Below are 24513 nucleotides of genomic sequence, written 5' to 3'. Positions count from 1 at the left end.
TTTTGGGAATGAGAAGTTTTATCAATTATTTTAAGGAGGGAACTATCATCCCCATATTATGCCGGATAAAATCCGCTTGGGCTGTCGTTTAGATTGATCATAATATTCTTTTGCTGGCTGTAAGCATCGAGAATTGCCTTGTCATTCTCGCGACCGATGCCGGATTGTTTGTAGCCTCCAAATGGAGCGCCTTCCGGAATCTGATTGTATGTGTTGATCCACATACGGCCAGTCTCAATACTTCTTGCGACGCGCAGGGCACGGTGGATATCTTTTGTCCAGACAGCTCCGCCAAGACCATAGTCGGAATCATTTGCAAGGGCAATGACTTCTTCTTCTGTCTGAAATTTAATCACGACAGCTACTGGTCCGAAGATTTCTTCCTGTGCAACACGCATATCATTGGTAACGTCTGTGATCAATGTCGGCTGGATGAAGTTACCTTTCTCACATCCATGTTCGGTATAAGAGTGACCGCCGCATGCGATGGTTGCCCCTTCCTGTTTCGCAGATTCGATGCAGGATAAGATTTTCTCTGCCTGTCGCTTACTGATCTGAGATCCCATCTGTGTCTCAGGATCCAGCGGATCGCCGATAGTTACTTTCTGGAATGCAGTCACAAGCTCTGAGACAAACCGGTCGTAAATCGATTCGTGTACGAAGACGCGGGATCCGGCACAGCATACCTGTCCCTGATTAAAGAGAATACCAAGCTGTACGCCATCGATGGCTGCATCCCAGTTACAGTCGTCAAAGATGATGTTAGCACTTTTTCCGCCCAGTTCCAGTGTGGCCGGGATGAGTCTTTCGGCAGCGGCAACAGCAATGTCCCTTCCAATCTCTGTGGATCCGGTGAAAGCAAGCTTGCTAAGTCCCGGATGCTCGAGAAGGTACTGACCTGATTTTGAACCAGAACCAGTGATAAGGTTTAGTACACCTGCCGGGAGCAGATCCTGGATCAATTCTGTAAATACAAGCATACTTAACGATGTCTCAGAAGAAGGTTTAAATACGATACAGTCGCCGGCTGCGATTGCAGGAGCGAGCTTCCATGCTGCCATCAGGAATGGGAAATTCCACGGCACGATCTGTCCGACGACGCCGATTGGCTCGCGGAGCACAAGGCTCATCATATTGCCGTCTAAAACAGAGGCAGTTCCTTCGTCTGTGCGGATCAAACTTGCGTAGTAGCGGAAATGGCGGATCGAATAAGGAATATCGATCGTGGAAGTTTCGCGGATCGGTTTTCCGTTGTCCATCGTTTCCACCTGTGCCAGCCATTCTTTATTCTCTTCAATGCAGTCTGCGATTTTTTCTAAGATAAGTGCGCGCGCCTCTTTTGTCTGTGTCTTCCACTCTGGGAAAGCTTTCCACGCTGCCGCCACAGCAGCATCCACATCTTCTTTTGTTGCCTGTGCACACTGTGCAAGAATTTCTCCGTTTGCCGGATTGGTACTTGTATAGACGGCTTTGTCTGAAGCGTCTCTCCATTGTCCTCCGATAAATAATCCATAATGTTCTTTTAATGTATGTTTTTGATTGTTCATAAAAATTACCTCCAAAATTCAATTCAAAATCAATTGCTGTCACCAGCGCTTTACTTTTGTCTGCCCTTAGTCTACAATAGAAACTGATACCTTGAAATAACCAAAAAAATGTTTTTATAGGAGACCAGATTTTGCTTATTTATGATTTGGAACAGAGAGACGGAAAGTCGAAATATGAATATTTGTATCAATGTCTGAAGGAAGATATTTTGAACGGAAAACTTGCAGAGGGCGAAAAAATGCCGTCGAAAAGACAACTTGCAAAGGAAAATGGAATCAGTGTGCGGACCGTGATCAATGCGTATGAACAGCTGCAGATGGAAGGATACCTGCAGTCGAGGGAGCGGAGTGGATATTATGTGGTATCTGATTTTGATTCACCTTTAAGGTACCAGAAGATCACAATCCCCGATCCGACTCCGGAAAAAGAAGAAAAATGGGTGGCAGACTTTGCCTCAAATACAACAGTATACGAGAAATTTCCATTTTCGATGTGGACGAAAGTCATGCGACAGGTGCTTGGGGACTACAATCTGCATCTGATCATGCGTGGAGAATTTCTCGGAAGCCCGGAACTTCGGTATGAGATTGCAAAATATTTGTATCACAACCGAAGCATGGTAGTATCCCCGGACTGTATTGTGATCGGAACCGGGATTGAATATTTGTATTCCAAATTGATCGGACTGCTTCCGGAACATGCAGTGTATGCGGTGGAAAATCCCGGATACAGAAAAATCCGGCTAATCTATGAAGAACTCGGAGTGAAGTGGACTTGGACGGCTATGGCGGAAAATGGAATTCATATGGGAAGTCTGCGAAGCAGCCAGGCAACAGTTGTCCATACCTCGCCCGAACACCACTATCCGCTTGGGACGGTGATGTCTGCAAGACGCAGACAGGAATTGCTGAAGTGGCTGGAGGAATCGGAAGAACATTATATTATAGAAGATGATTACGACTGCGAGTTCCGCTATAACGGGCATTCGATTCCGGCGCTTTTCGGTCTGGATACAAGCGGGCGTGTTATTTATATGAATACGTTCAGTAAGACATTAAGTCCCGGGATCCGGATCAGCTATATGGTGCTGCCGCCAAAGCTTCTGGAACGTTATGTGAACTCGGCAAACTTTTTTTCGAATACTTCGTCGAATCTGGAACAGCATACGCTGGCAAGATTTTTGCGTGATGGGTATTTTGACCGCCACCTGAACCGGCTGCGTAAGTATTATCTAAGTCAGGGAGAAAAGTTGAAGCATGCAATTGAATGCACACCGACCATTCCGGTGGAAGAAATTGTCGGAATGGAGACGGGCACGCATCTGCTCGTAAAACTTCATACAGAGCTTCCCGATGCGGAAGTGAAGCGGCGGGCACAAGAAAGAGGAATTCATCTTTGCTGTCTGTCGGAGTTTTGTATCGAAGAGCAGAAGCGGTATGAACATGTGCTGGTACTCAACTATTCTGGCATGGAAGAAGAGCGGATGCAGGAGGTTGCAGAGCTTCTTGGAGGCGTGTTTGATTCTGAGATTGCAGAGAAGCGGGAATAAAAAGCAGAGGGGAAAGGATTGACGGTATTTCCTGTGAATTGTATAATAAAAGCGCCAAGGTTGCAAATAAGAAAAATAGGATATAGGTAAAAGAGATGAAGACGATCATTATTGGAATTGCAGGTGGGACCGGATCTGGAAAGTCCACCTTCACAAGAAAGTTAAAAAAAGAATTTAAAGACGATGTGGCAGTGCTCTACCATGATAACTATTACCGGGATCAAAGTGATATTCCGCTGGAAGAGCGCCGTAAGACGAATTATGACCATCCGGATGCGATGGAGACAGAGCTGCTTGTCAGACAGCTGAAGGAGTTAAAAGAAGGAAAGACGATACAGTGTCCGACTTATGACTACACACTTCACACAAGGTCAAGCGAAGTTGTGACTGTAGAGCCAAAGAAAGTAATTTTATTAGAAGGAATCCTTGTCCTGGCAGATGAACGGCTGAGAGATCTGATGGATATCAAGGTGTATGTAGAGGCCGATGCAGATGAGAGAATTCTCCGCAGGATTATTCGTGATGTCAAAGAGCGTGGGCGCGATATGGAGGGCGTTGTGGAGCAATATCTTACAACTGTCAAACCGATGCATTATCTCTATGTAGAACCGACAAGGAGTACTGCAGATATCGTGATCAACAGCGGTATGAATCCGATCGCCTTTGAACTGGTGAAAAATACGATTCAGAAGATACTGGACGAAGAGGCGTAGATACAGATCTGTAAAAAGAATGTGGAAACAGATGCAAAAGAGTAAATGGGAAAGATTTATACAACGAGGTGGACAATGGGACGGGGAATATTTTATACGATGATCGGGTATGTTTCCGGGAGTGTGTTATATGCAAAGGTGTTTGGGAAGCTATTCTGCCAGAAAGATGTGACGGAAGATACGATTGACGGGAATCCCGGAACGACAAATGCATTTCTAAATGGAGGAATATGGTGTGGCATCTGCACGTTGTTGTGCGATCTTTTAAAAGGAATTTTGCCGGTGTATGCTTACATGCATGGACTGCCGGGGGCAGATATCTGGATTACGTTTGTGCTGGCAGCACCGGTTGCCGGACATATCTTCCCGGTATTTCATCGTTTTCGTGGAGGAAAAGGGATTGCAGTTTCTTTCGGGGTGCTGCTTGGACTCTATCCATATATGAAACCAGTGCTGCTGCTGGCATGCTGTTTTCTCTTATTCTCCTTTGTGATTGTGATCACGCCGAATTATCATAAGACATTTGCGACGTATCTTTTTGCGACGATTCTCGTATTGTTTTTTGGAAAAAATTCTTACGTCAGCCTGGGAATGATTCTGATCTCTGCGCTGGTACTTGGCAAGCTGATGCTTTGCCGGGAAGAAAGAGAGGAAATTAAGGTGAAACTATTATGAATGTACTGATTTTATCTTGTGATACCGGTGGAGGACATAATTCTGCTGCCAGATCCATCCAGAAAGAACTGATCCGGAGAGGACATCAGGCGGTCTTTTTAAATCCATTTGAACTGTCCGGAAAGCGTGTTGCGGGAGCGGTAGGTGGAGCTTATGTAAAATTGGTCCAAAAGCATCCGCGGGCATTTGGGATGCTGTATAAGCTCGGGGCATTTGTAAGCAGACTGCCCGGCAGATCTCCGGTTTATTATGCGAACAGCCTTGTGGCAAGGCATCTGGCAAAGTATCTGGAACAGAAGTCTTACGATGCCATTGTGATGCCGCATCTGTACCCTGCGGAGATGATCTCCTACTTAAAAAGAAAAGGGTGGAACTGTCCGAAGTCGGTCTATGTGGCGACAGACTACACCTGTATTCCTTTTACCGGGGAGACGGAGTGTGATTATTATGTGATCCCCCATGAGGAGTTAGAACTGGAATTTGTCCGAAAAGGGGTAAAGAAACAGAAGCTTCGCGCATTTGGTATTCCGGTAGATGAGACATTTTGTTCCAAGGAAACAAAGCAGCAGGCGCGAGAGAAGCTTGGGATGAGCGAGGACGGCATCTACTATCTCGTAGCAGGAGGAAGCATCGGTGCCGGGAAAATCCAACAGTTGCTGGATCTGATGCGAGAAGCGCTGGAAGAGGTGGAGCAGGCGGTGGTGATCTGTGGAAGGAACAAGAAGCTGGAGAAGAAGCTTCGCAAGCGCTATGACGGTTATAAAAATATTTCTATTATAGGAAGTACTGACCAGATGGCAACCTATATGCGGGCATGTGACGTTCTCTATTCGAAGCCGGGAGGACTTTCCTCCACCGAAGCGGCTGTGATCGGAATACCGTTGATCCATCTGACACCGATTCCGGGGTGTGAGACAAGAAACCGCATATTTTTCCGGAAACATGGCATGTGTCTTGCTCCCCGTATGATCGAAGATCAGTTGCTTGCGGGGCGGAAACTGATGAAAAATACAAGACCGGCAGGAAGGATGATCGAAAATCAACAAAATACTGTACCGGCAGATGCTGCGGAGCGTATTTGTAATTTGCTGGAACAGATATAAAAAGAATAAGAGAATCTCCCATAGAAGATCAAGCATGTACGGATCTTCTTTCGGAGATTCTCTTTTGTTATGATTTTACGATTGTGGAAAACCGCTGCTGTAATGGAGTTTGTAATCTTCCGTAATAAATACTGCCTCTGTATCCGGAAGATCTTCGATGAATTTCATACCTTCTTCGAGACCAAGGGAAAAGCAGGCAGTGCTGAGTCCATCTCCATCTACGGATTTTTCGGACAGGATTGTGACGGACACGAGCGAGTTCTCATAAGGGTATCCCGTTTTTGGATTTAACAAGTGATGGTAGAACTTGCCGTCTTTTTCAAAAGAACGCTCGTAGATCCCAGAGGAGACAATGGATTTGTCCCGCACCTGGATTGTCGACACGGTCTCGCTTCGTTTTGCAAAAGGCTTCTGGATTCCGATTCCGAAAGCATCTCCATCTGGCTTTTCTCCGACACAGAGGACGTTTCCACCAAGGTTGATCACGGCGCTTTTTACCCCATGCTCTAGCAGAAATTCTTTTATTTTGTCAGCGATGTAGCCTTTGGCGATCGCTCCCAGGTCAAGCTGCATTCCCTCCTGCAAAAACCGGACACGGTTTTCTTTTACAATGACCTTTCGATAATCTACGAGAGGAAGTGCAGCAGAGATCTCGGCATCCGACGGCACCACCTTTTCTTCAGAAGTAAAATCCCACAGAGCAGAGACCGGACCAATGGTGATGTCGAAGGCTCCGCCAGATTTCTCACAGTAGGAGAGAGCGGCAGTGAGCAGTTCTGTCATCTCCGGTGAGATACAGAAAAAGCCGTCTTCCTGTGGAAGAAGACCATGATTGAGCTGATAGAGCTCGCTTGTCGGGCGTGTGCGGCTGAACAAGTTTTCGTATTTGTCGCAGAGATCGATCGCTTCTGCAAGCAGGTTCTCATCTGTAGAGTCATAGAGCGTTACAGTGACAACGGTATTTAGTTTAAAAGCAGTGTCAGAAATAGGAGCTTTTGCAGTTTTATCCGTTCCCGAAGATTGCTTTTTCTGCTGCTCAAAAGAGAAAAACAGGAGCAGCAGGAAGACAAGAAGCACAATTCCTGTCTGAAATATTCGTCTGTGAAAGTTAGTCATTGCTTCTATGAGCCTCCTTCCATGAGTAGAGGAGTGCATCCGAAGATTGGATCGCATAGTCAGCAATCTGTTCATAAGGAATCTTTAGCCCATCGTGGAACCATTTCCGGATGATTCCAATGATTCCGCAGACGCGGAACGTATAGAGATAATCAAAAGAGTCCGGATCAAATGCATCGCAGCTTTCTTGCATCAAAGTGCGACTGACATCGTATTGCAGTGCGAACAGACGCTCGAGAAATGCATCTTCCGAATGAAGGATCAGTACACGGCAGGAGTCCATATTTTCATAGAGAAAACGAAAGATATCACAGATCAGTGCACGGTTGTCCGCATAAGGTTTCTGCTGTTGGGTAAACAGTGCCATCTGTTCGAGAAAATCGTCCTGGACCTGCCGATATAATGCAAAGATATCTTCAAAGTTCGAATAAAATGTAGTGCGGTTGACGTCGGCAGTCTCACAGAGCTTCTGTACGGTAATCTTGGAGAGCGGCTGGTCGACCAGTAATTTGAGCAGAGCTTCCTTTAGTACTTTTTGGGAGTAAGCTCTCTTTCGATGTAATTTTTCCTGTTGCATAAAAACACCTTTCTATAAACATTCAAAAATGGTTTATTTGTAAATCATAACACAAAGAAAGGAAAACGACAAAGAAAAATAGAAGAAAAACAACAGATATAGGGAAAGTGTCGGTTTCAAAACGGAATGTCCATGATTGTTGATTGAACGGAAAAATCGGATATGCTATGATAAAACAAATTGATAGGAAAAGGAGAAGATATCATGAGAACTGTAATGGAATTAAATAAAAACTGGTATTTTCAAAAAGAAAATGTCGGACTTCCGCAGGAACTTCCTTGTGACTGGGCAAAAGTAGATCTGCCTCACACATGGAACGCTGTAGATGGCCAGGACGGAAGAGGAGAATACTACCGCGGAGCATGCTGGTATGCAAAAAGCTTTGAGACACCGGAGTGTATGGATGGATACCGTGTCTATGTAGAAGTGCTGGCAGCAGCATTGTCCGGACGCGTGTATGTAAATGGACAGGAAGTAGCATATCACGAAGGCGGATTCTCTACTTTCCGTGCGGATGTGACAGAAGCATTGCACGCGCAGGGAGAAAATCTTCTTGTGATCGAAGTGGACAATGGAGAGAAGAGCCACATCTATCCACAAGTTGCAGATTTTACATTCTATGGCGGATTGTACCGCGGTGTCAATCTGATCCTTGTGCCGGAAGTTCATTTTGATCTGGATTTTTATGGGGCTCCGGGACTGAAAGTAACTCCGGTTGTCAAAGGAAAAGATGCAGAGATCAAGTTGGAATCCTGGGTGAAAAATGCAGACGAAAATTATACTGTCAGATACCAGATCAAAGATGCAGATGGAAACGTTGTAGCAGAAAGCTGGAGACCGGCAGAGCAGCCATCAGTCGTTCAGTTCCTTCCGGATGCACATCTGTGGCAGGGTGTGGAAGATCCATATCTTTACACATGTACAGCAGAACTGGTACGCCGCAATGAAACGGTCGATGAGGTTACTGTACGTTTTGGTATCCGTGAATTTTATGTCGACAAAGAAAAAGGATTTTTCTTAAATGGAAAACCGATGAAACTGCGTGGAGTTTCCAGACATCAGGATAAGCTGTATCAGGGAAATGCACTGACAAAAGAAGATCACCGTCTTGATGCGGATCTGATCCGGGAAGTTGGAGCAAATACGATCCGTCTTGCACACTATCAGCACAGTCAGGATTTCTATGATGTATGCGATGAGTATGGATTTGTCGTATGGGCAGAGATCCCGTACATCAGCAGCCAGAGCGATGATCCGGCGGCACATGAAAACTGCCGTCAGCAGATGAAAGATCTGATCTATCAGAACTACAATCATGCATGTATCTGCTTCTGGGGAATCTCAAATGAGATTACGATCCACGGTGAGAAACCAGGGCTTGTGGACAACCACAGAGATCTCAATGCCCTTGTCAAAGAGCTGGATCCGACCAGACTGACAACAATGGCACATGTGACATTGCTCTCCCAGGACAGCGATCTTCACAGTGTGACAGATGTAGAAAGCTATAATCACTATTTCGGATGGTACGGCGGAAAATATGAGCAGAACTCCGTATGGTTTGACGATTATCATAAGAAATATCCAGATCGCTGCATCGGACTTTCTGAGTATGGTGCAGAAGGAATCATTACTTATCAGCCGGATGAGCCGAAGTGCAGAGATTACTCTGAGGCATATCAGGCAGAGTACCATGAATTCATGGTGAAAATGTTGATGGAGCGCGACTATATCTGGAGCAGCCATGTATGGAACATGTTCGACTTCGGTTGTGCAGCCAGAGATGAAGGTGGAGTGGCAGGAAGAAATAACAAAGGTCTTGTTACTATCGACAGAAAGATCAAAAAGGAAGCCTTCTACTTATACAAAGCATACTGGAGCAGCGAACCATTTGTATACGTTTGCGGTCGCAGATACGCACAGAGAGCCGGGGAGACTACAACGGTAAAAGTGTACTCGAACCAGCCGACAGTGCAGCTTTATGTAGACGGAGAATTATTTGCAGAGCAGAGCGGAGAGAAGATTTTTGTATTTGAAGGAGTTCCGCTTCACGAAGGATTTACACAGATCACTGCAAGATACAATGACTGCACAGATTCTCTCGCACTTGAAAAAGTAGCAGAAAAACCGGAGATCTACACACTTCCGAAGAATGAAGATGAGGAAGGAATGGAAGGAGCAGCCAACTGGTTTGATCAGGCGGCAGCAGAAGCAGCAAACGCAGGCGAGATGGTATTCCCGGAAGGATATTTCTCTATCCGCGACAAGATCACAGATATCATTGAAAATGATGAGGCGGCTGCAATTCTCAGCGGAGCTTTATCTGCAATGTCTGGCATGAAATTAAACAAAGGAATGTTAAAGATGCTCGGCGGAAAGACATTAGAAGAAATGATCCAGATGGTAGGACAGATGGGACAGGAGATTCCGGAACAGGGCGTAAAAGTCTTAAATCTTCAGTTAAATAAAATCAAAAAATAAATCAGAATTCGTGAAATACATTTGCGAAATCAGAAAGAGATGCCGGTGGACAAAAACAAGACCGGCATCTCTTTTTTTGATTGGGGGATAAATCACCGTTTATGCGAATAGAAATATTTACCATAAAAGCAGGAAAATACTTTTAAATTATAATCATTTAAAACAAACTTTTTCATGCCAAAACAAAACCGGGTAGGGGTGCTTGAATCTCGTGAAATAATGTGCTATATATAATGTTATATATTATAATAGGAAATTACAAATGAGAAAAGAGTGGGAACATGAAAAAAACAGAAAAACATGCATTGACAGTCCGGATAGCTCTGCTTGTGATGTTAGACATTTTATTTATGCAGGTGGCATCTTTTGCCAGTCTGTGGATTCGGCATGAGTTTGACTTTCAGGCTGTAGAAGAGACGTTTATCCATACTGTGTGGAGATATATGCCGCTGAATATTTTGGTGACACTGGCTGTATTCTCCATGTTTCATCTATACACCAGCCTTTGGAAATATGCGAGCATCACGGAATTATCCTGTATCGTTGCTGCTGTGGCAATTTCCAGTCTGCTGCACGTTCTGGGAATGGCAGTGATGGGACTTAAGATGTTTAAAAGTTACCTGTTGCTATACTTTTTGCTTTTTTTATTCATGGTCGTGGGATTGCGGTTCTCTTACCGGTTTTTCCGGTTTGTAAGAAATAAGTGTAACCGTGGAATGGCGGAGAAGCGGGAGAATGTTATGATCATCGGAGCCGGTGATGCGGGGGCTGCGATCATCAAGGAGAATCGCCTGAGCAAAGCAGCTACGAGAAAGGTCTGTTGTCTGATTGACAAAGATCCGAAGAAATGGGGAAGATATATTCTCGGATGTCCGGTTGTCGGTGGGGCGGACAAGATTATGGAATCTGTAGAAAAGTATAAGATCCAGAAGATCGTCATCGCAATTCCTTCGGCGACAAGCCAGCAGATCAAGGAATTGGTGGAAATCTGTAAAGAGACAAAATGTGAGCTGAAGATTCTCCCTGGAATTTACCAGTTGATTGACGGAGAAGTCAGCATCTCACAGTTGAGAGAAGTTGAGATTGAAGATCTGCTCGGAAGGGAACCGGTCAAGGTGGATCTAGATGAAATCTTAGGATATATCCAGGGAAAGACAGTTCTTGTCACCGGAGGAGGCGGGTCGATCGGAAGTGAGATCTGTCGTCAGCTTGCGGGACACGGCGTGGGAAAATTGATCATCTTTGATGTCTATGAGAACAATGCCTATGCGATCCAGCAGGAATTAAAGAGAAAATATCCAAATCTGGATCTGGAAGTTCTGATCGGATCTGTCAGAAATACAAGCCGGATGAACGATGTATTTGCCACGTATCACCCGGAAATCGTATTTCACGCAGCGGCACACAAGCATGTCCCATTGATGGAGGACAGTCCGAACGAGGCAATTAAGAATAACGTGATCGGTACTTATAAGACTGCGAAGATGGCAAGCGATTACGGGGTGAAAAAGTTTATTTTGATTTCTACAGACAAAGCAGTCAATCCGACTAATATTATGGGGGCGAGCAAGAGACTCTGCGAGATGGTCATTCAGACAATCGGAAAGAAGAGTCAGACAGAGTTTGCGGCAGTCCGTTTTGGCAATGTCCTTGGAAGCAACGGAAGTGTGATTCCGCTTTTCAAAGAGCAGATTAAAAACGGAGGTCCGGTCACTGTCACGCACAAAGACATCATCCGGTATTTCATGACGATTCCGGAGGCGGTCAGCCTTGTACTTCAGGCCGGAGCTTATGCTAAAAACGGAGAGATCTTCGTACTCAATATGGGAGAGCCGGTCAAGATCGTTGATCTTGCCAGAAATCTGATCAAGCTGTCGGGATATGAACCGGATGTAGATATTAAAATTGAATTTACCGGACTGCGTCCCGGAGAGAAGCTTTACGAAGAGCTTTTGATGGATGAAGAAGGAATGCAGACGACAGAGAACAAGAGAATCTTCATCGGAAGACAGATTGACGTGGATGAGGAGACCTTTGAGAAAAATATCGAGGCATTGGATGAAGCATCCCGGAGAGAAGATAAGAACATTCGTGAACTTGTACATAAGATTGTTCCAGAATACCGATATCAGGCATCCCCAAAATAGAGCACTTCGTGTGTAGGGCAACATGTAGTAAAAAAGTGGGGTAAAAGGATATTTACAAACAGAAACAGATGCGATATACTGTTTTCGTATATAGAAATTATAAAGCAATTCATATTTCGAATGAAATATCCGTGTAAATATGAGATGTGTGTGATGTTTGGAGGGAAAGAATATGAGGAACCAAAAGAAATTTGCTGCAGTATTGGCCGCAGGTGTACTTAGTGCCTCTATGTGCATGCCGGCATTGGCAGCCTCAGGAGTCAGCGCAGAAGAGCAGAAGATTCTGAATAAGATGGAAAGCTCTGCAGCTGGATTTGGAGTGACAGATGTTTCTCTGTATGCAAGTTATTACAGTCAGGCAGAGAGCTGGCTCGCTTCCGGAGAAGTGGATCTGACAGCGAGTCAGGTAGATGCAGTGTTAAAGGCAATCGATCAGGCAGCTGGTCTTTTACAGCAGGCGATTGATGCGAATGGCGCTGCAAGTGCAAAAGATTTGTTAAATATTATCGGAAAAGATGGTATTATGCAGATCGCACAGCAGATTGTAGATGCGATTGCACCGGGACTGAAAGAAGTCGGAATCATTATCACAGCGGACATGCTCGCAGGAGACAACGGTGTGATCAATGTAAAGCTTGCAAAAGACGGTACAACTATCGGATCTTCTGACAAGGTGATCAAGAAGACTGGTATGAACGCCGGAGCAACGTATGCGGTAGCAGCCGGATTTGTGATGGCTTTGGTAGGATGTGCTGCTGTGGCAAAGAAGAACAACTATAGAGAGACTGCAGAGGAATGCTAGATTGATGAAACAGCGTAAAAGTAGAATAGTGGCATATGTGATCGTGCCACTATTCTTTACCATGATAGGTTACGGAGTTGTATATGTTGCGGCATCCCCGTTTATAAATATAGTAACGACTGCAGGCAGCATGTTTATGACTGAGAGCCTTCCTGAATTTTCTGAGGAATTGGGCTCTATTTTTTCGGAACCAGATAAACATGCAGAGGCGGAAGAGATTCCGCTTGCGGATGTAACCTGGCCGAAGTTTGGGGAGCATTATGCAAATGTGACTTGTGAGCAGATTGGGCTGGATGTACCGCTCTACTACGGCGACAGCATGGAAATCATGCGTGTGGGAGCCGGACAGTATCAGGGCAGCTTTATTCCAGGGTATGGCAAGACGATTTTACTCAGCGGGCACAATACAACCTACTTTTCTCCGCTGCAAAAGATTGCAGTGGGAGACGAAGTGACAATTAAGACAAGTTATGGGATCTACCGCTACCAAGTGCGGGAGACGAAGATCTTAAACGAATCTGATTCGCAGGCAGTAGACCTGCTTCAGAAGAAAGAAGAGTTGGTCATGTATACTTGTTATCCGTTTGACATGCTGTCAAGTACGGATCAGCGTTTCTTTGTCTATGCAGACAAAGTGAGTGGACCAGTATTAAAATAGGAGGAAGAAAGATGGAATATCAGAAAACAAAGAAGCAGTCTTCCTCCAACAGAAAAGGAAGAACGATCGTAAGCATGATCCTATCTTTTTTGATCGCGGTGGCACTGACAATGGCAGCGCTTCTTGGAAGCCTCCGGTTAGGGTTCCTGAATGAGAAGATGATCGTTCGCAGCTTGAATGTGAAGGATTATTATGGAGTAGTCTGTGATGATTTTTACGAGCGAGTGGAAGACTTATCCATTCCTCTTGGGATTCCGAAAAGTGCACTGGAAGGAATTGTAGATACGAACAGTATGTACAACGATATCCGGGCGAGTCTGGAGGCATCTTTGACCGGACAGACTTACCAGCCGGATACCGGGAAGCTTCGAACAAAGTTAAAAGAGAATGTAGAAAACTATGCAAAGTCCCGGGAAATTGAACTGGGGGAAGCACAGCAGACGGTACTGAATACTTATCTGGGACAGGCAGCGGATCAATATGTAAGGGCAACGAAGATTCCTTTTATTGAATATTATGGAAGAATTCACGGTTTTGCAGAGAAAGTAATTACAGTTGGCATTCTCGGCTGCTTAGTCTTTGCGGTGCTGGCAGGAATTATATTGTTTCGGATGTACATCTGGAAACATCACGCGATGCGCTATCTTGTGTACAGTACACTTGCATCGGGGCTGATGATCGGTCTTGTTCCGGCGTATTTGCTGCTTGCACAGGACTATCGGCGGCTTGTGATCGAACCGGAATATTTGTACCAGTTTATGGTGACGTATGTGACGAACGGTCTGCTGATCTTTGAGGGATTTGCGATAGGATTCTTTGGAATTGCCGCATTATTACTACTGCGGATTGCAACTCTGCGAAGACGGCTGATCAAAAACAGCAGAGGATAGAAAAGATGAGGTGAACATAGATGAAAGGGCTGATTGATATTCATGCACACATCCTTCCGGGGGTGGATGACGGAGCTTCGGATTTTCAGGAAAGTGTGCGGATGTTAAAAAGTGCATATCGGCAGGGGGTACGGTGCGTGATCGCAACTCCCCACTATCATCGGAATCACTTTCACCGCAACCCGGAACGGACCATGGAAGCTTTGCAGAAGATCCGCGGATGGCTGCGAGAACATCTGCCGGATATGATCGTACTTTTGGGGACAGAGATTTATTATACAATCGATTTTGCGGAGGAGATTGCCGCGGGGAATATTTTCCCAATGGCAAAGAGCAGATATCTGCTTGTAGAATTCTCGCCACTGGAAGATTATGCGTATATCCGCAATGCAGTTCACGTTCTGGTCAACAGAGGATACTGCCCGATCGTCGCACATGCCGAGCGGTATCGTGTTTTCCATCAAAATGTCAGCAGAGTTTCTGAAGTAATCCAACTGGGAGCCTATATCCAACTCAATGGAGACAGCATCGTAGGGAAAAACGGTCTGCGGATGAAGCTTTTTGCTCAGAAGCTGATGAAAAAGGAACTGGTGCACTTTGTGGCATCGGATATGCACCATATGGAATCGCGCAGGCCGAATCTGAAGGAATGTGCCGAATATATGGAAAAAACATATGGATTTGCGCGTACAAAAGAACTGCTGTATGACAATCCACGGAAATTGATCGAAAATAAACTCATAGAGGAACTGTGACAGAGAAAAGAGAACATATAGGAGAAAATGAATGAGACAACGAGAAGAACAGATAGAAGAAAACGGGATCGATCTGCTGGAGATGCTGGCAGTTCTGTTAGATAAAGCGTGGGCCATTATTCTGGTCGGTGTACTGACAGCCGGAGCTGCATTCGGCTATACGAAATTTATGGTTACACCAATCTACCAGGCGACCACACAGGCATATGTATTGACAAAGGCAGAGGATGCGGCGGTGACGTCCGGGGACTTGAGCCTCAGTAATCAGTTACTCGGAGACTGCGCCTCTCTCTTAAAGAGCCGCCCAGTCACAGATAAGGTGATCGAGGAGCTTGGACTGAAGATGTCCAGCACCGCGCTTGCAGATGCAATTACAGTGACAAATCAAGAGAATACATTGATTCTAAATATTTCTGTCAGCAATCCGGATCCATACCTTGCAAAAGAACTTGCAGATAAAGTAAGAGATGTCGGTGCTAACCATGTGACAGAGGTCATGAACTTAAAAGCAATGAATACGGTACAGGAAGCATTGATTCCGTCAAAACCTGCAAGTCCGAATATTATGAAAAATACTGTGCTTGGAGGAGCGGCAGGAGTCGTGCTGACAGCTGGAATCATTTTACTGATCTTCCTGATGAATGATAAGATCCGCAGTCAGGATGATGTAGAAAAATATCTTGGAATCGGAGTACTTGGAGCGATTCCGTCCACGGAGGACAAGACAAAGACGAAGAAAAAGAAATAGAACACAAGGGAGAAAGCGATGCAGAAGATTAATTTGGTCATACCAGACAACATGGACTACAGAACAAGCGAAGCATATCGCACCTTGAGAACAAATGTATTGTTCTGCGGGGAAGAGATCAATGCCATTGCAGTGACAAGCTGCACCCCTGGAGAAGGGAAATCAGAAGTATCATTCCGGCTGGCAGAAAGCCTTGCCGAGACAGACAGAAAAATTCTTTATATCGATGCGGATCTTCGCCGCTCGGTATTCTCAAAACGATATCAGGTCACGCAGGAAGTAAAAGGGCTTTCCCATTATCTGTCCGGACAGGAAGAACTGGGGGCAGTCGTATGTGCTACGAATATTTCCAATCTGCATGTCATCCTTCCGGGGCCGGTACCGCCAAATCCATCCGAATTACTCGGGAACGAACATTTCAGACAGCTAATGGAAAAGACACACGCACTTTATGACTACATTATTATTGATACACCGCCGCTTGGAAGTGTGATTGATGCAGCGGTCATCGCGAAAGAATGTGACGGGGCAATGCTCGTCATTGAAAATGATGCAATCAGTTATAAAATGGCACAGAAAGTAGAGCGACAGCTGGAACGATCCGGATGTCGGATTCTTGGGGCAGTGTTAAATAAAGTAGATGTCAGAGCAAAAGGGTATTATGGAAAGTATTACTATAGTAAGTATTATGGCGGGGATTATAGTAGTGCTTATTATGGTGTCCAGGAAGTAGAAGAGGGGAAAGAAAGTACCGAAGTATAGGGATGAAAAGGAATGAGAGAATGGAAAATTATAAAAAATTTTACAATGTGCATATGAAAAGTAAGTTGGATTTTCTTTTGGCACTTGTATTTTTAATTGTGCTTTTACCAGTTTATATTATTATTTCGCTGGCCATTATTATTGACAGTGGATTTCCAGTTTTTTATAAGGCAGATAGAGGCGGATATAAGGGAGTGCCTTTTAAAATTTTCAAATTTCGTTCGATGGTAAAAAATGCAGATAAGATTGGCGGAGGCACAACTGCTTTAAATGATCCACGCATTACTCGTGTAGGAGCATTTCTTAGAAAAACAAAACTAGATGAAATTCCACAGCTATTCAACATTTTAAATGGAACAATGAGCTTTATCGGTCCAAGACCAGAACTATTAAAGTATACAAATCAGTATGAAGGAGAAGAAAAACTTATTTTAGAGGTACGTCCGGGAATTACGGATTATAGTTCAATTGAATTTATTAACTTGGATGAGATTGTAGGTGGAGAGAATGCGGATGAGATGTATGAAAAGCATGTTCTCAAGAAAAAAAATCAATTGAGAATCAAGTATGCGAGAACAGTTTCCTTTGCAACAGATATTAAGCTATTCTTTTTGACAGTATTTAAAACGATTAAGAAGGCATTGACATTTATGACAAAATAAGGGGAAGGGAGTACATATGGAAGAAATTGTATTAAAGAATTCTGATATAAAGGTTTCAAGGATTTGTATGGGTGGTTGCCCGATGGGAGGATATGGTTGGGGAGATACCCAGGAAAATGAACTAATTGGAGCGGTGCATACGGCTCTAGAATGTGGAGTGAATTTTTTTGATACAGCAGATACTTATGGGTTAGGACAGTCAGAAATTACTTTGGGGAAAGCCTTGGAAGGAAAACGTCAAGACGTAGTGATTGCTTCTAAGTTTGGGGTGAGAATAGAGAATGGTAAGACATTTTATGATAATACTCCGCAATGGATAGAAAAAGCCTTGGAAGGAAGCTTGAGAAGGTTAGGAACAGATTACATAGACTTGTATCAAGTTCATTATAGAGATGGAAAAACAGCGTTGGAAGATGTTGTGGAAACGCTGGAAAAATTGAAAGCAAAGGGATATATCCGTAGTTATGGATTATCCAATATACATAAAGAAGACATGGAAGAAATCATTCCATTTACAGGAAAGTTTGCAAGCTTTCAAGATGAGTATAGTTTGGCTTGTAGGAAAAATGAAGCAGATTTGTTAGAAATTTCTGAAAAACTTCAGATGACACCATTTACATGGGGAAGCCTTGGACAGGGAATTTTGACAGGAAAATATACGAAAGAAAATGTTTGTTTTGAGTCAAATGACCGCAGAAGTCGTGATATTTATGTAAACTTTCACGGAGAGAAATTGATGAAAAATCTTGAAATCGTTGAATATATGAAAGAGATTGCTGAAAAATATGAGAAATCTGTTGCGGCGGTGGCAATCCGATATATTCTTGATTTTATTCCAGAATCTGTGGTACTTTGCGGAGCAAAGAGACCGAGTCAGATACTTTCCAATGTAGAGGGCAGTGGATGGTCTCTCAATAGGGAAGATGTTGAAAAATTGGATGGAATATCAAGATGAAAAGTGTAAAAAAATATCCATGGATAGATACATTATATACAATAGGAACCATGTTGGTAATTCTTGGACATTCTCATCCTAGTGATTGGACATTATTTAGTGGCACTATTTTTGAAAAGGTAATTTTGTTTATATATACATTCCATATGCCTTTATTCTTTTTTATTTCCGGATTTCTATTTATGAATTCTAAGTCATTAAGGAAACTTGGTTATAAAAAGTGGATTCAAAATAAGATGATAAGGCTTCTTACACCATATGTGTTCTTATCTGTCATAGCTATAGTGCCAAAATATTATTTAGAATACCACTCTTTTGTGACATCGGAATATTTGGCCAAGGCAATTTTTGTACCGAGAGTAGGAGTATGGGGACATTTTTGGTTTATTCCAGTATTGTTGTGGTGCTATATGTTGTTTGGAATATGTAGAAGTTGCTTATTTCAAAATGAAAGCTATATGGTGTGTAGTTTGACATTGATTTCTTTGATAGTGTATTTTTTGCCTATTTCTACTCAATGGTTTGGAATAAGCGATTTGAGAAAAGCTCTATTTTATTTTTGTATAGGTATGGGAGTAAACCATTTTAGATTATACGAGAAAAGTGTTAAAAAGTGTACTAGATTAATAGAATTTGCAGTGGCATCAATTATTTCTATTATATTAGTGAATTGTTTTTATGGAAATCAAACACTTATGTTTTGCGTGGCAATGTTAATGATATTTGCGTGCTATCAGATTGCAAGAGTGATTCCTGAACAGAAAATCTCTCTTGAAGTTAGTAAGCATAATTTTACAATATATATTTATTCATGGCTATTTCAAGCGGTGATAATGGGTATTTGTGGGACCTTGAAAATGATATGGCAGCTTACATCTATAGCTATGTTTTTTAGTGGGCTCTTAGGTCCGATTAGTATAATCTGGATTTATAGAAAAACTAGAATTGTTCATAATAGGTTCTTTGATCTGGTGTTAGGAAAGAAGTAAGGAGGATAATTGGTTGATTATATATAATTCTATGATTATATGGATTGCTGTGTTAGGGATTTTTAACCATCTTGCAATGCAAACGAGGAGAAAACCATTCGTAACTAACTTAGAGGAAAGCCAGCATAAAGTATCTATGTTTTTGGCGATTTTTACGTTTGGATACATTATTTTTTGGGTAGGGATGAGAAGTGGGGTCGCTGATACAAGAGCCTACATTACAGCATTTGAGTCATACCCAAGTTCATTATCTACGATTTCTCAATATTGGAATTTCTCAGAAACTAAAAGTCCAGGGTTTGTTACATTCAATATACTATTTAAGCATTTTATATCTACAGATTATCATGTATGGTTGATGACAATTGCTATTTTAACAGGAATACCGATTATGATAATATTAAGAAAACGATCAGAAAACTTTTTTTACAGTGCTTTTTTATTTATGACAAGTTTACTGTTTTCGTGGATGCTAAATGGAATGAGACAATTTTGGGCAGCATCATTAATTTTCTTAGTCTCTGGGTGGATTGAGAAAAGAAAAACAATTTGTTTTATAATCGCGGTATTATTTGCATCCACAATACATTATACAGTATTAATTATGATTCCTATGTATTTTATAGCTGTTGCGAAACCTTTTGGTAAAAGAGTTATGTTACTCATGATATTAGTCTTATTAGCAGTTGTTTTTCTTGAACCGTTTATTGCAACTATGGAAAAAGTGTTAGAAGAAACGGCATATAGTGGTGCTACTGAACAATTTGCTTATGATGATGGTGTGAATCCCATTCGAGTGCTGGTTATGGCGGTTACACCAATGATTGCATTTTGTGGACGGAAGATTATTGCTCAGAAGAATAATGCTTTTATTAATATTTGTGTAAATATGTCTGTGATTTGTGTAGGAATTTATTTTTTGGGAATTTTTACTAGTGGGGTATTGGTAGGAAGATTACCGGTATACTTTGAATTGTATAACATAATATTGTTGCCATACTTGCTTAAAGAGTGTTTTACAAAAGAGAGTTCAAAAATAATGTTTATATTATGCACAGTTGGTTTTTTGGGATTTTACTATTTGCAAACACAAAATTATTATTATATTAGTGAGTTTACAGGGTTATTAAGTGGATGGAGCATTTAGCGGGATATTTTTATAGGATTGTTTATTAAGAAAGAAAATTTTATATGTTATATTTGGTTTTAAATACGAAATATATTACAAAATTATAGGAGAAATGATAATGAATAGTGAAGAATTAGCATGGAAAATAAGACGTCATGGAATTGAAATGACGCATTTATCTGGTGGTAGTCATATTGGGGCAATTTTATCTGTGGCAGATATTATTGCAGTTTTATATAGTGGAGTTATGAACATTGACCCGAAAAATCCAAAAAAAATGGACAGAGATCGGTTTATTTTAAGTAAGGGACATGCAGGAGCATCTATTTATGCTGCCTTAGCAGAAAATGGTTTTTTTGAAGTAGAGGAGTTGAAGACTCATTATCAGAATGGAAGCCGTTTGTCAGGTCATGTTTCTCATCATTTGCCCGGAGTAGATTTTTCTACAGGTTCGCTTGGTCATGGGTTGTCAGCTGGTGTTGGAATGGCATATGCTGCAAAGAAGGACGGAAAAAGTCATAAAGTATATGTAGTATTGGGAGATGGAGAGTGCGACGAAGGATCTGTGTGGGAGGCTGCTCTGTTTGCAAACCATTTCCGATTAAACAATTTAGTAGCTATTGTTGATCACAATCATATGCAGAGTATGGATTTTCAGGAGAATACACTTGAAATTGAAGATTTTGGAGAAAAGTGGAAGGCGTTTGGTTGGAATGTCATTGAAATGGATGGGAATAGCCATGAAGAATTGAATATTGCTTTTGAACAGGCAGAAAAACTTAGCAAGGAAGAAGCTCATAAACCGACAGTGATCATAGCCAATACAATTAAGGGATTTGGTGTGTCCTTTATGCAAAATGATATTCTATGGCATTATCGTTTTCCACATGAGGGATGGGAATATGATTGTGCAGTGGCAGAATTGCATAAATGCAAGCCAGAAGGAGTAGAGGATCCATATACACCAGACGGAATTGAGAATCCGGCTCAGCCAACAGAAAGAGATGACATTGGGAATGATCATACGTTTTCTTATACTTGGGATACATCTTATCCGGAAAAGATGCGTCGTGTAGAAGCAAAATCTGGAAGTGATGAAAGAGAACATAGGGTGTAGGAGAGAAAAAATATGAATGAACTAATTTCGGTAATTGTTCCAGTTTATAATGTGGAAATGTATTTATCAAAATGCATAGAAAGTATTATAAATCAAAGTTATACTAATTTGGAAATTGTACTCATAGATGATGGATCGACAGATACCTCGGGAAAAATATGTGATGAGTACGCACAAAAGGATTTCAGGATAGTGACATTGCACCAATCTAATAAGGGAATATCGGTAGCTAGGAATAACGGATTGCGAGTAGCTAAAGGAAGATATTGTTGTTTTTGTGATTCTGATGATTTTATTGATTTTAACTATATAGAAGTGCTTTATAAAATTATGAAAGAAAAGAACGCAGACATCTCATGTTGTAGATTTAAAGGAATTTATGCAGACAGTACAGTTATTAAATCTAATACAGGAACAATAATAGAATATTCGAGTATGGAAGCTTTGAATAATTTATACTTTAATAGTGGACCTATGCAGCAGGTTTCAAATAAAATCAATATTGTTGTATGGAATAAATTATATAAAAGAGAGTTGTTTTCAGGCACATTATTTACGGAAGGTAGAGACATTGAAGATGTTGATATAACATATCGTTTGTTGTATAAAGCTAAAAGAGTTGTATATATAGATTTGCCTTTATATAATTATCGACTTTCAAAATCTGGGTTTACGAGATCAAATTTTTCTGTTAGGAAAATGGATGTCTTGGAAGTGTGGAAAAAGCAAATGGATTTTTGGAAAGAGAAAAATAAAAGAATATATGAATATACAGCGATGGTTTATTACACAAAATTAATAAATCTAGCTTATTGGGGAAATAGATATAAATGTGATGAAGAAATTAATAAAAGATTACGATATATTGAAAAAGAATTAGAAGAAAAGTATAGCTTGATAATAAAAAATCCTAATATTGGAAACAAAAAATATAAATATTGGCTGTTTAAGACATCTCCTAAATTATTTTATTGTATATGGGGACTATATTTGAAATTAACTAAAAATGATTCCGTTGCGAATATCTAATTTAAGGATTTAAAGAGTGTGAAATAATAAAGAGTAGAGGTAGAAATGAGAGATACGTTTGTAAAAACTTTGGTTGAATTGGCAAAAGACGATAAAAATATTGAATTGATTACAGGAGATCTTGGGTTTGGGGTATTGAAACCGTTTTGGGAGACAGTTCCGGATCAATTTACGAATGCAGGAATTGCTGAGCAGAATATGACGACAGTTGCAGCAGGAATGGCTTTAGAAGGAAAGAAAGTATTTACATATTCAATTGGCAATTTTCCAACATTACGATGCTTGGAGCAGATTCGAAATGACTGTGCGTATCACAATGCGAATGTAAAAGTAGTTTGTATTGGTGGGGGATTTGTGTATGGTTCACTCGGAATGAGTCATCAAGCCACAGAGGATTTAGCTATTCTCAGAGCCTTACCTGATGTAGTAGTTATGGCACCGGCGGATTTGGTAGAAGCGGAAGAATGTACAAAAGCGCTAGCAACATATGCGGGAACGGCTTATTTACGTCTTGGTCGAGGGGGAGAAAAAAGAATCCATGATCATATTGAAAATTTTCAGATTGGAAAAGCAATTAAAGTGAAAGATGGAAAGAAGATTGCAATTTTCTCTACCGGAGCTATTTTTGAAGAAGTGAATGCAGCTTATCAGGAGCTGATTGAAAAAGGATATGATCCAGCAGTCTATACATTTCCAACAGTGAAACCAATTGATAAAGAAGTAATTGAAGCATGTGCAAAAGCATTTGACATCATCGTTACATGCGAAGAACATAATATTGTTGGTGGTTTTGGAAGTGCTGTGGCAGAGGTTATGGCAGAGATGAAAGAAAAGAGAGCATATTTATTACGGATTGGTTTGAATGATGAGTATTCTATTAAAGTAGGAAATCAGGATTATCTGAGACGGCAGTATGGAATGGATAGTCAGTCAATTGTAAAAAAAATTGAGGATACAATTTATGAATAAAAGGATTCTTGTTACATCAACAGATTTGATGATGGTGCAGTTTTTGTTACCGCATATAAGAAATCTGGCTGATAATGGATATATAATGGAAATTGCCTGTTCGGATGTGGGCGGACGTATGAAAGAAATCTGCGAAAAGATAGGTGATTGTGTAAGAAAAATTTATACAGTAAATCTTCACAGAAGTCCGGTTAATCCGGGGAATTTTAAAGGTTTCAGAGAGATGAAGGATATCGTTGAACATGGAAAATATGATATCATTTGGACGAATGAACCTGTTATGGGAGTAGTTACAAGATTAGCAGCAAAGAATGCGAGAAAAAGAGGAACGAAAGTTTTATATATGGTTCACGGGTTCCATTTCTATGATGGAGCACCGAAATTAAATTGGATGATTTATTATCCGATTGAAAAACTTATGGCTTCCAGAACAGATGTGATATGTACTGTAAATCGAGAAGATTATAAAAGGGCCAAAGGTTTCAATGTGAAAGATGTAAAGTATATTCATGGTATTGGAATTAATACAGAGCGGTTAACAGTTGGTGAAAATCAAAAAGATATACGAAAAGAACTTGGGTTAGATATAGATGATTTTTTTGTGCTTTCGGTAGGAGAATTGAATGAAAATAAGAATCAGAAAGTGATTATACAAGCTCTTTCGTTATTAAAAGACAAGACGATTCATTATGTTCTCTGTGGTAAAGGTAATCAGATGGAGAATCTAAAAAATCTTGTTGAAGAAAAGAGCATTAAACAGAATGTTCATTTTCTTGGGTATCGTACAGATGTAGTAGATATATGTAGTCAGGTAGATGTATATGTTATGCCTTCTAAAAGAGAAGGCTTGCCGGTGGCATCACTGGAGGCAATGTATTGTGGGTTGCCACTAGTTACTTCTAACATTCGAGGTCTGACAGATGTAATGGAAAATGGTGTATCCGGTTATATGTGTAATCCTGAGGATGCGAAAGGATTTGCGAAGGGGATTAAAAAATTGAAAGAAAATCCTAAAATGCGAAAGAAAATGGGAGAGCACAATAGAGAAACTGTAAAACCATATTGTATTGAAGCGACAAAGAAAGAAGTGTTGAAGTTAATAATGTCTTTTGGATAGATATTTAGTAAAAAGGAATGGA

Annotated in this window: 23 protein-coding genes; 20 read left to right on the top strand and 3 right to left on the bottom strand. The window is 41.4% G+C overall.

Going from position 1 to position 24513, the window contains the following annotated elements:
• Positions 1-56: 56 nt before the first annotated feature.
• Positions 57-1547, bottom strand: coding sequence for an aldehyde dehydrogenase family protein (locus ACESPO_RS02045; RefSeq protein ID WP_270665826.1), 1491 nt, complete (start codon positions 1545-1547; stop codon positions 57-59).
• Between the two features lie 131 nt (positions 1548-1678).
• Here ACESPO_RS02045 and pdxR point away from each other — a divergent pair, with 131 nt between their 5' ends.
• The 4 genes from pdxR to ACESPO_RS02025 all read left to right on the top strand — a co-directional run bounded on the left by pdxR (position 1679) and on the right by ACESPO_RS02025 (position 5588).
• Entirely contained in the window at positions 1679-3097 is a 1419-nt protein-coding gene (gene pdxR / locus ACESPO_RS02040) for a MocR-like pyridoxine biosynthesis transcription factor PdxR (protein ID WP_008975908.1), read from the top strand.
• Positions 3098-3192: 95 nt separating this feature from the next.
• The gene (gene udk, locus ACESPO_RS02035) at positions 3193-3810 is read left to right on the top strand and encodes a uridine kinase (RefSeq protein WP_117500665.1); all 618 of its coding nucleotides are present in this window, start codon (positions 3193-3195) and stop codon (positions 3808-3810) included.
• Between the two features lie 45 nt (positions 3811-3855).
• Entirely contained in the window at positions 3856-4485 is a 630-nt protein-coding gene (locus ACESPO_RS02030) for a glycerol-3-phosphate acyltransferase (protein ID WP_242990178.1), read from the top strand.
• The gene (locus ACESPO_RS02025) at positions 4482-5588 is read left to right on the top strand and encodes an MGDG synthase family glycosyltransferase (RefSeq protein WP_008975905.1); all 1107 of its coding nucleotides are present in this window, start codon (positions 4482-4484) and stop codon (positions 5586-5588) included. Before ACESPO_RS02030 ends, ACESPO_RS02025 begins: the two co-directional genes overlap by 4 nt.
• Before the next feature lie 75 nt (positions 5589-5663).
• Here the strand turns inward: ACESPO_RS02025 and ACESPO_RS02020 are convergent, their stop codons facing one another.
• Both ACESPO_RS02020 and ACESPO_RS02015 read right to left on the bottom strand, forming a co-directional pair.
• Positions 5664-6704 (bottom strand): FAD:protein FMN transferase, encoded by a 1041-nt coding sequence (locus ACESPO_RS02020; RefSeq protein ID WP_499788380.1) that lies wholly within the window; start codon positions 6702-6704, stop codon positions 5664-5666.
• Entirely contained in the window at positions 6697-7281 is a 585-nt protein-coding gene (locus ACESPO_RS02015; RefSeq protein WP_008975903.1) for a TetR/AcrR family transcriptional regulator, read from the bottom strand. The genes ACESPO_RS02020 and ACESPO_RS02015 overlap by 8 nt, the downstream gene beginning before the upstream one ends.
• Positions 7282-7485: 204 nt before the next feature.
• On the opposite strand from ACESPO_RS02015, the gene ACESPO_RS02010 reads away from it, so the two are divergent.
• The 16 genes from ACESPO_RS02010 (at position 7486) to ACESPO_RS01935 (ending at position 24491) form a co-directional block, all read left to right on the top strand.
• A complete protein-coding gene (locus tag ACESPO_RS02010; protein ID WP_278887513.1) occupies positions 7486-9762 on the top strand; it encodes a glycoside hydrolase family 2 protein in 2277 nt (758 codons plus the stop codon).
• 281 nt (positions 9763-10043) lie between these two features.
• Complete coding sequence (locus tag ACESPO_RS02005; protein ID WP_120092244.1) at positions 10044-11909, top strand: polysaccharide biosynthesis protein; 1866 nt, start codon at positions 10044-10046, stop codon at positions 11907-11909.
• A 172-nt stretch (positions 11910-12081) separates the two neighbouring features.
• Positions 12082-12711, top strand: a complete 630-nt coding sequence (locus tag ACESPO_RS02000; protein ID WP_009261682.1) for a hypothetical protein — start codon at positions 12082-12084, stop codon at positions 12709-12711.
• A 4-nt stretch (positions 12712-12715) separates the two neighbouring features.
• The gene (locus ACESPO_RS01995) at positions 12716-13369 is read left to right on the top strand and encodes a class D sortase (RefSeq protein WP_120092241.1); all 654 of its coding nucleotides are present in this window, start codon (positions 12716-12718) and stop codon (positions 13367-13369) included.
• A gap of 11 nt (positions 13370-13380) precedes the next feature.
• Positions 13381-14259: a hypothetical protein gene (locus ACESPO_RS01990; protein WP_120092239.1), complete on the top strand. Its 879-nt coding sequence runs from the start codon at positions 13381-13383 to the stop codon at positions 14257-14259.
• Between the two features lie 20 nt (positions 14260-14279).
• Positions 14280-15014 (top strand): CpsB/CapC family capsule biosynthesis tyrosine phosphatase, encoded by a 735-nt coding sequence (locus ACESPO_RS01985; RefSeq protein WP_120092236.1) that lies wholly within the window; start codon positions 14280-14282, stop codon positions 15012-15014.
• Between the two features lie 31 nt (positions 15015-15045).
• Positions 15046-15762 carry a YveK family protein gene (locus ACESPO_RS01980; protein WP_499788379.1) on the top strand — a complete coding sequence of 239 codons (717 nt, stop codon included), beginning with the start codon at positions 15046-15048 and terminating at the stop codon, positions 15760-15762.
• A gap of 18 nt (positions 15763-15780) precedes the next feature.
• Positions 15781-16524 (top strand): polysaccharide biosynthesis tyrosine autokinase, encoded by a 744-nt coding sequence (locus ACESPO_RS01975; protein ID WP_120092234.1) that lies wholly within the window; start codon positions 15781-15783, stop codon positions 16522-16524.
• Between the two features lie 20 nt (positions 16525-16544).
• Positions 16545-17186, top strand: coding sequence for a sugar transferase (locus ACESPO_RS01970; RefSeq protein ID WP_499788378.1), 642 nt, complete (start codon positions 16545-16547; stop codon positions 17184-17186).
• 16 nt (positions 17187-17202) lie between these two features.
• Positions 17203-18141 carry an aldo/keto reductase gene (locus ACESPO_RS01965; RefSeq protein ID WP_120092232.1) on the top strand — a complete coding sequence of 313 codons (939 nt, stop codon included), beginning with the start codon at positions 17203-17205 and terminating at the stop codon, positions 18139-18141.
• On the top strand, positions 18138-19130 hold the full coding sequence (locus tag ACESPO_RS01960; RefSeq protein WP_120092230.1) for an acyltransferase family protein: 993 nt from the start codon (positions 18138-18140) through the stop codon (positions 19128-19130). The genes ACESPO_RS01965 and ACESPO_RS01960 overlap by 4 nt, the downstream gene beginning before the upstream one ends.
• Before the next feature lie 13 nt (positions 19131-19143).
• Positions 19144-20277: an EpsG family protein gene (locus ACESPO_RS01955; RefSeq protein ID WP_120092228.1), complete on the top strand. Its 1134-nt coding sequence runs from the start codon at positions 19144-19146 to the stop codon at positions 20275-20277.
• Positions 20278-20377: 100 nt separating this feature from the next.
• Positions 20378-21376, top strand: coding sequence for a transketolase (locus ACESPO_RS01950; RefSeq protein ID WP_165852517.1), 999 nt, complete (start codon positions 20378-20380; stop codon positions 21374-21376).
• A 12-nt stretch (positions 21377-21388) separates the two neighbouring features.
• Positions 21389-22405 carry a glycosyltransferase family 2 protein gene (locus tag ACESPO_RS01945; protein ID WP_120092223.1) on the top strand — a complete coding sequence of 339 codons (1017 nt, stop codon included), beginning with the start codon at positions 21389-21391 and terminating at the stop codon, positions 22403-22405.
• Positions 22406-22450: 45 nt separating this feature from the next.
• Positions 22451-23374, top strand: coding sequence for a transketolase family protein (locus ACESPO_RS01940; RefSeq protein WP_499788377.1), 924 nt, complete (start codon positions 22451-22453; stop codon positions 23372-23374).
• Positions 23367-24491 (top strand): glycosyltransferase family 4 protein, encoded by a 1125-nt coding sequence (locus tag ACESPO_RS01935; RefSeq protein ID WP_120092217.1) that lies wholly within the window; start codon positions 23367-23369, stop codon positions 24489-24491. Before ACESPO_RS01940 ends, ACESPO_RS01935 begins: the two co-directional genes overlap by 8 nt.
• The last annotated feature ends 22 nt before the right edge of the window (positions 24492-24513 follow it).

The organism is Coprococcus sp. HPP0074, from assembly GCF_964238105.1.
In the GTDB taxonomy this organism is placed as follows: domain Bacteria; phylum Bacillota; class Clostridia; order Lachnospirales; family Lachnospiraceae; genus Faecalimonas; species Faecalimonas umbilicata.
This window is presented reverse-complemented; position numbering and strand designations above follow the sequence as displayed.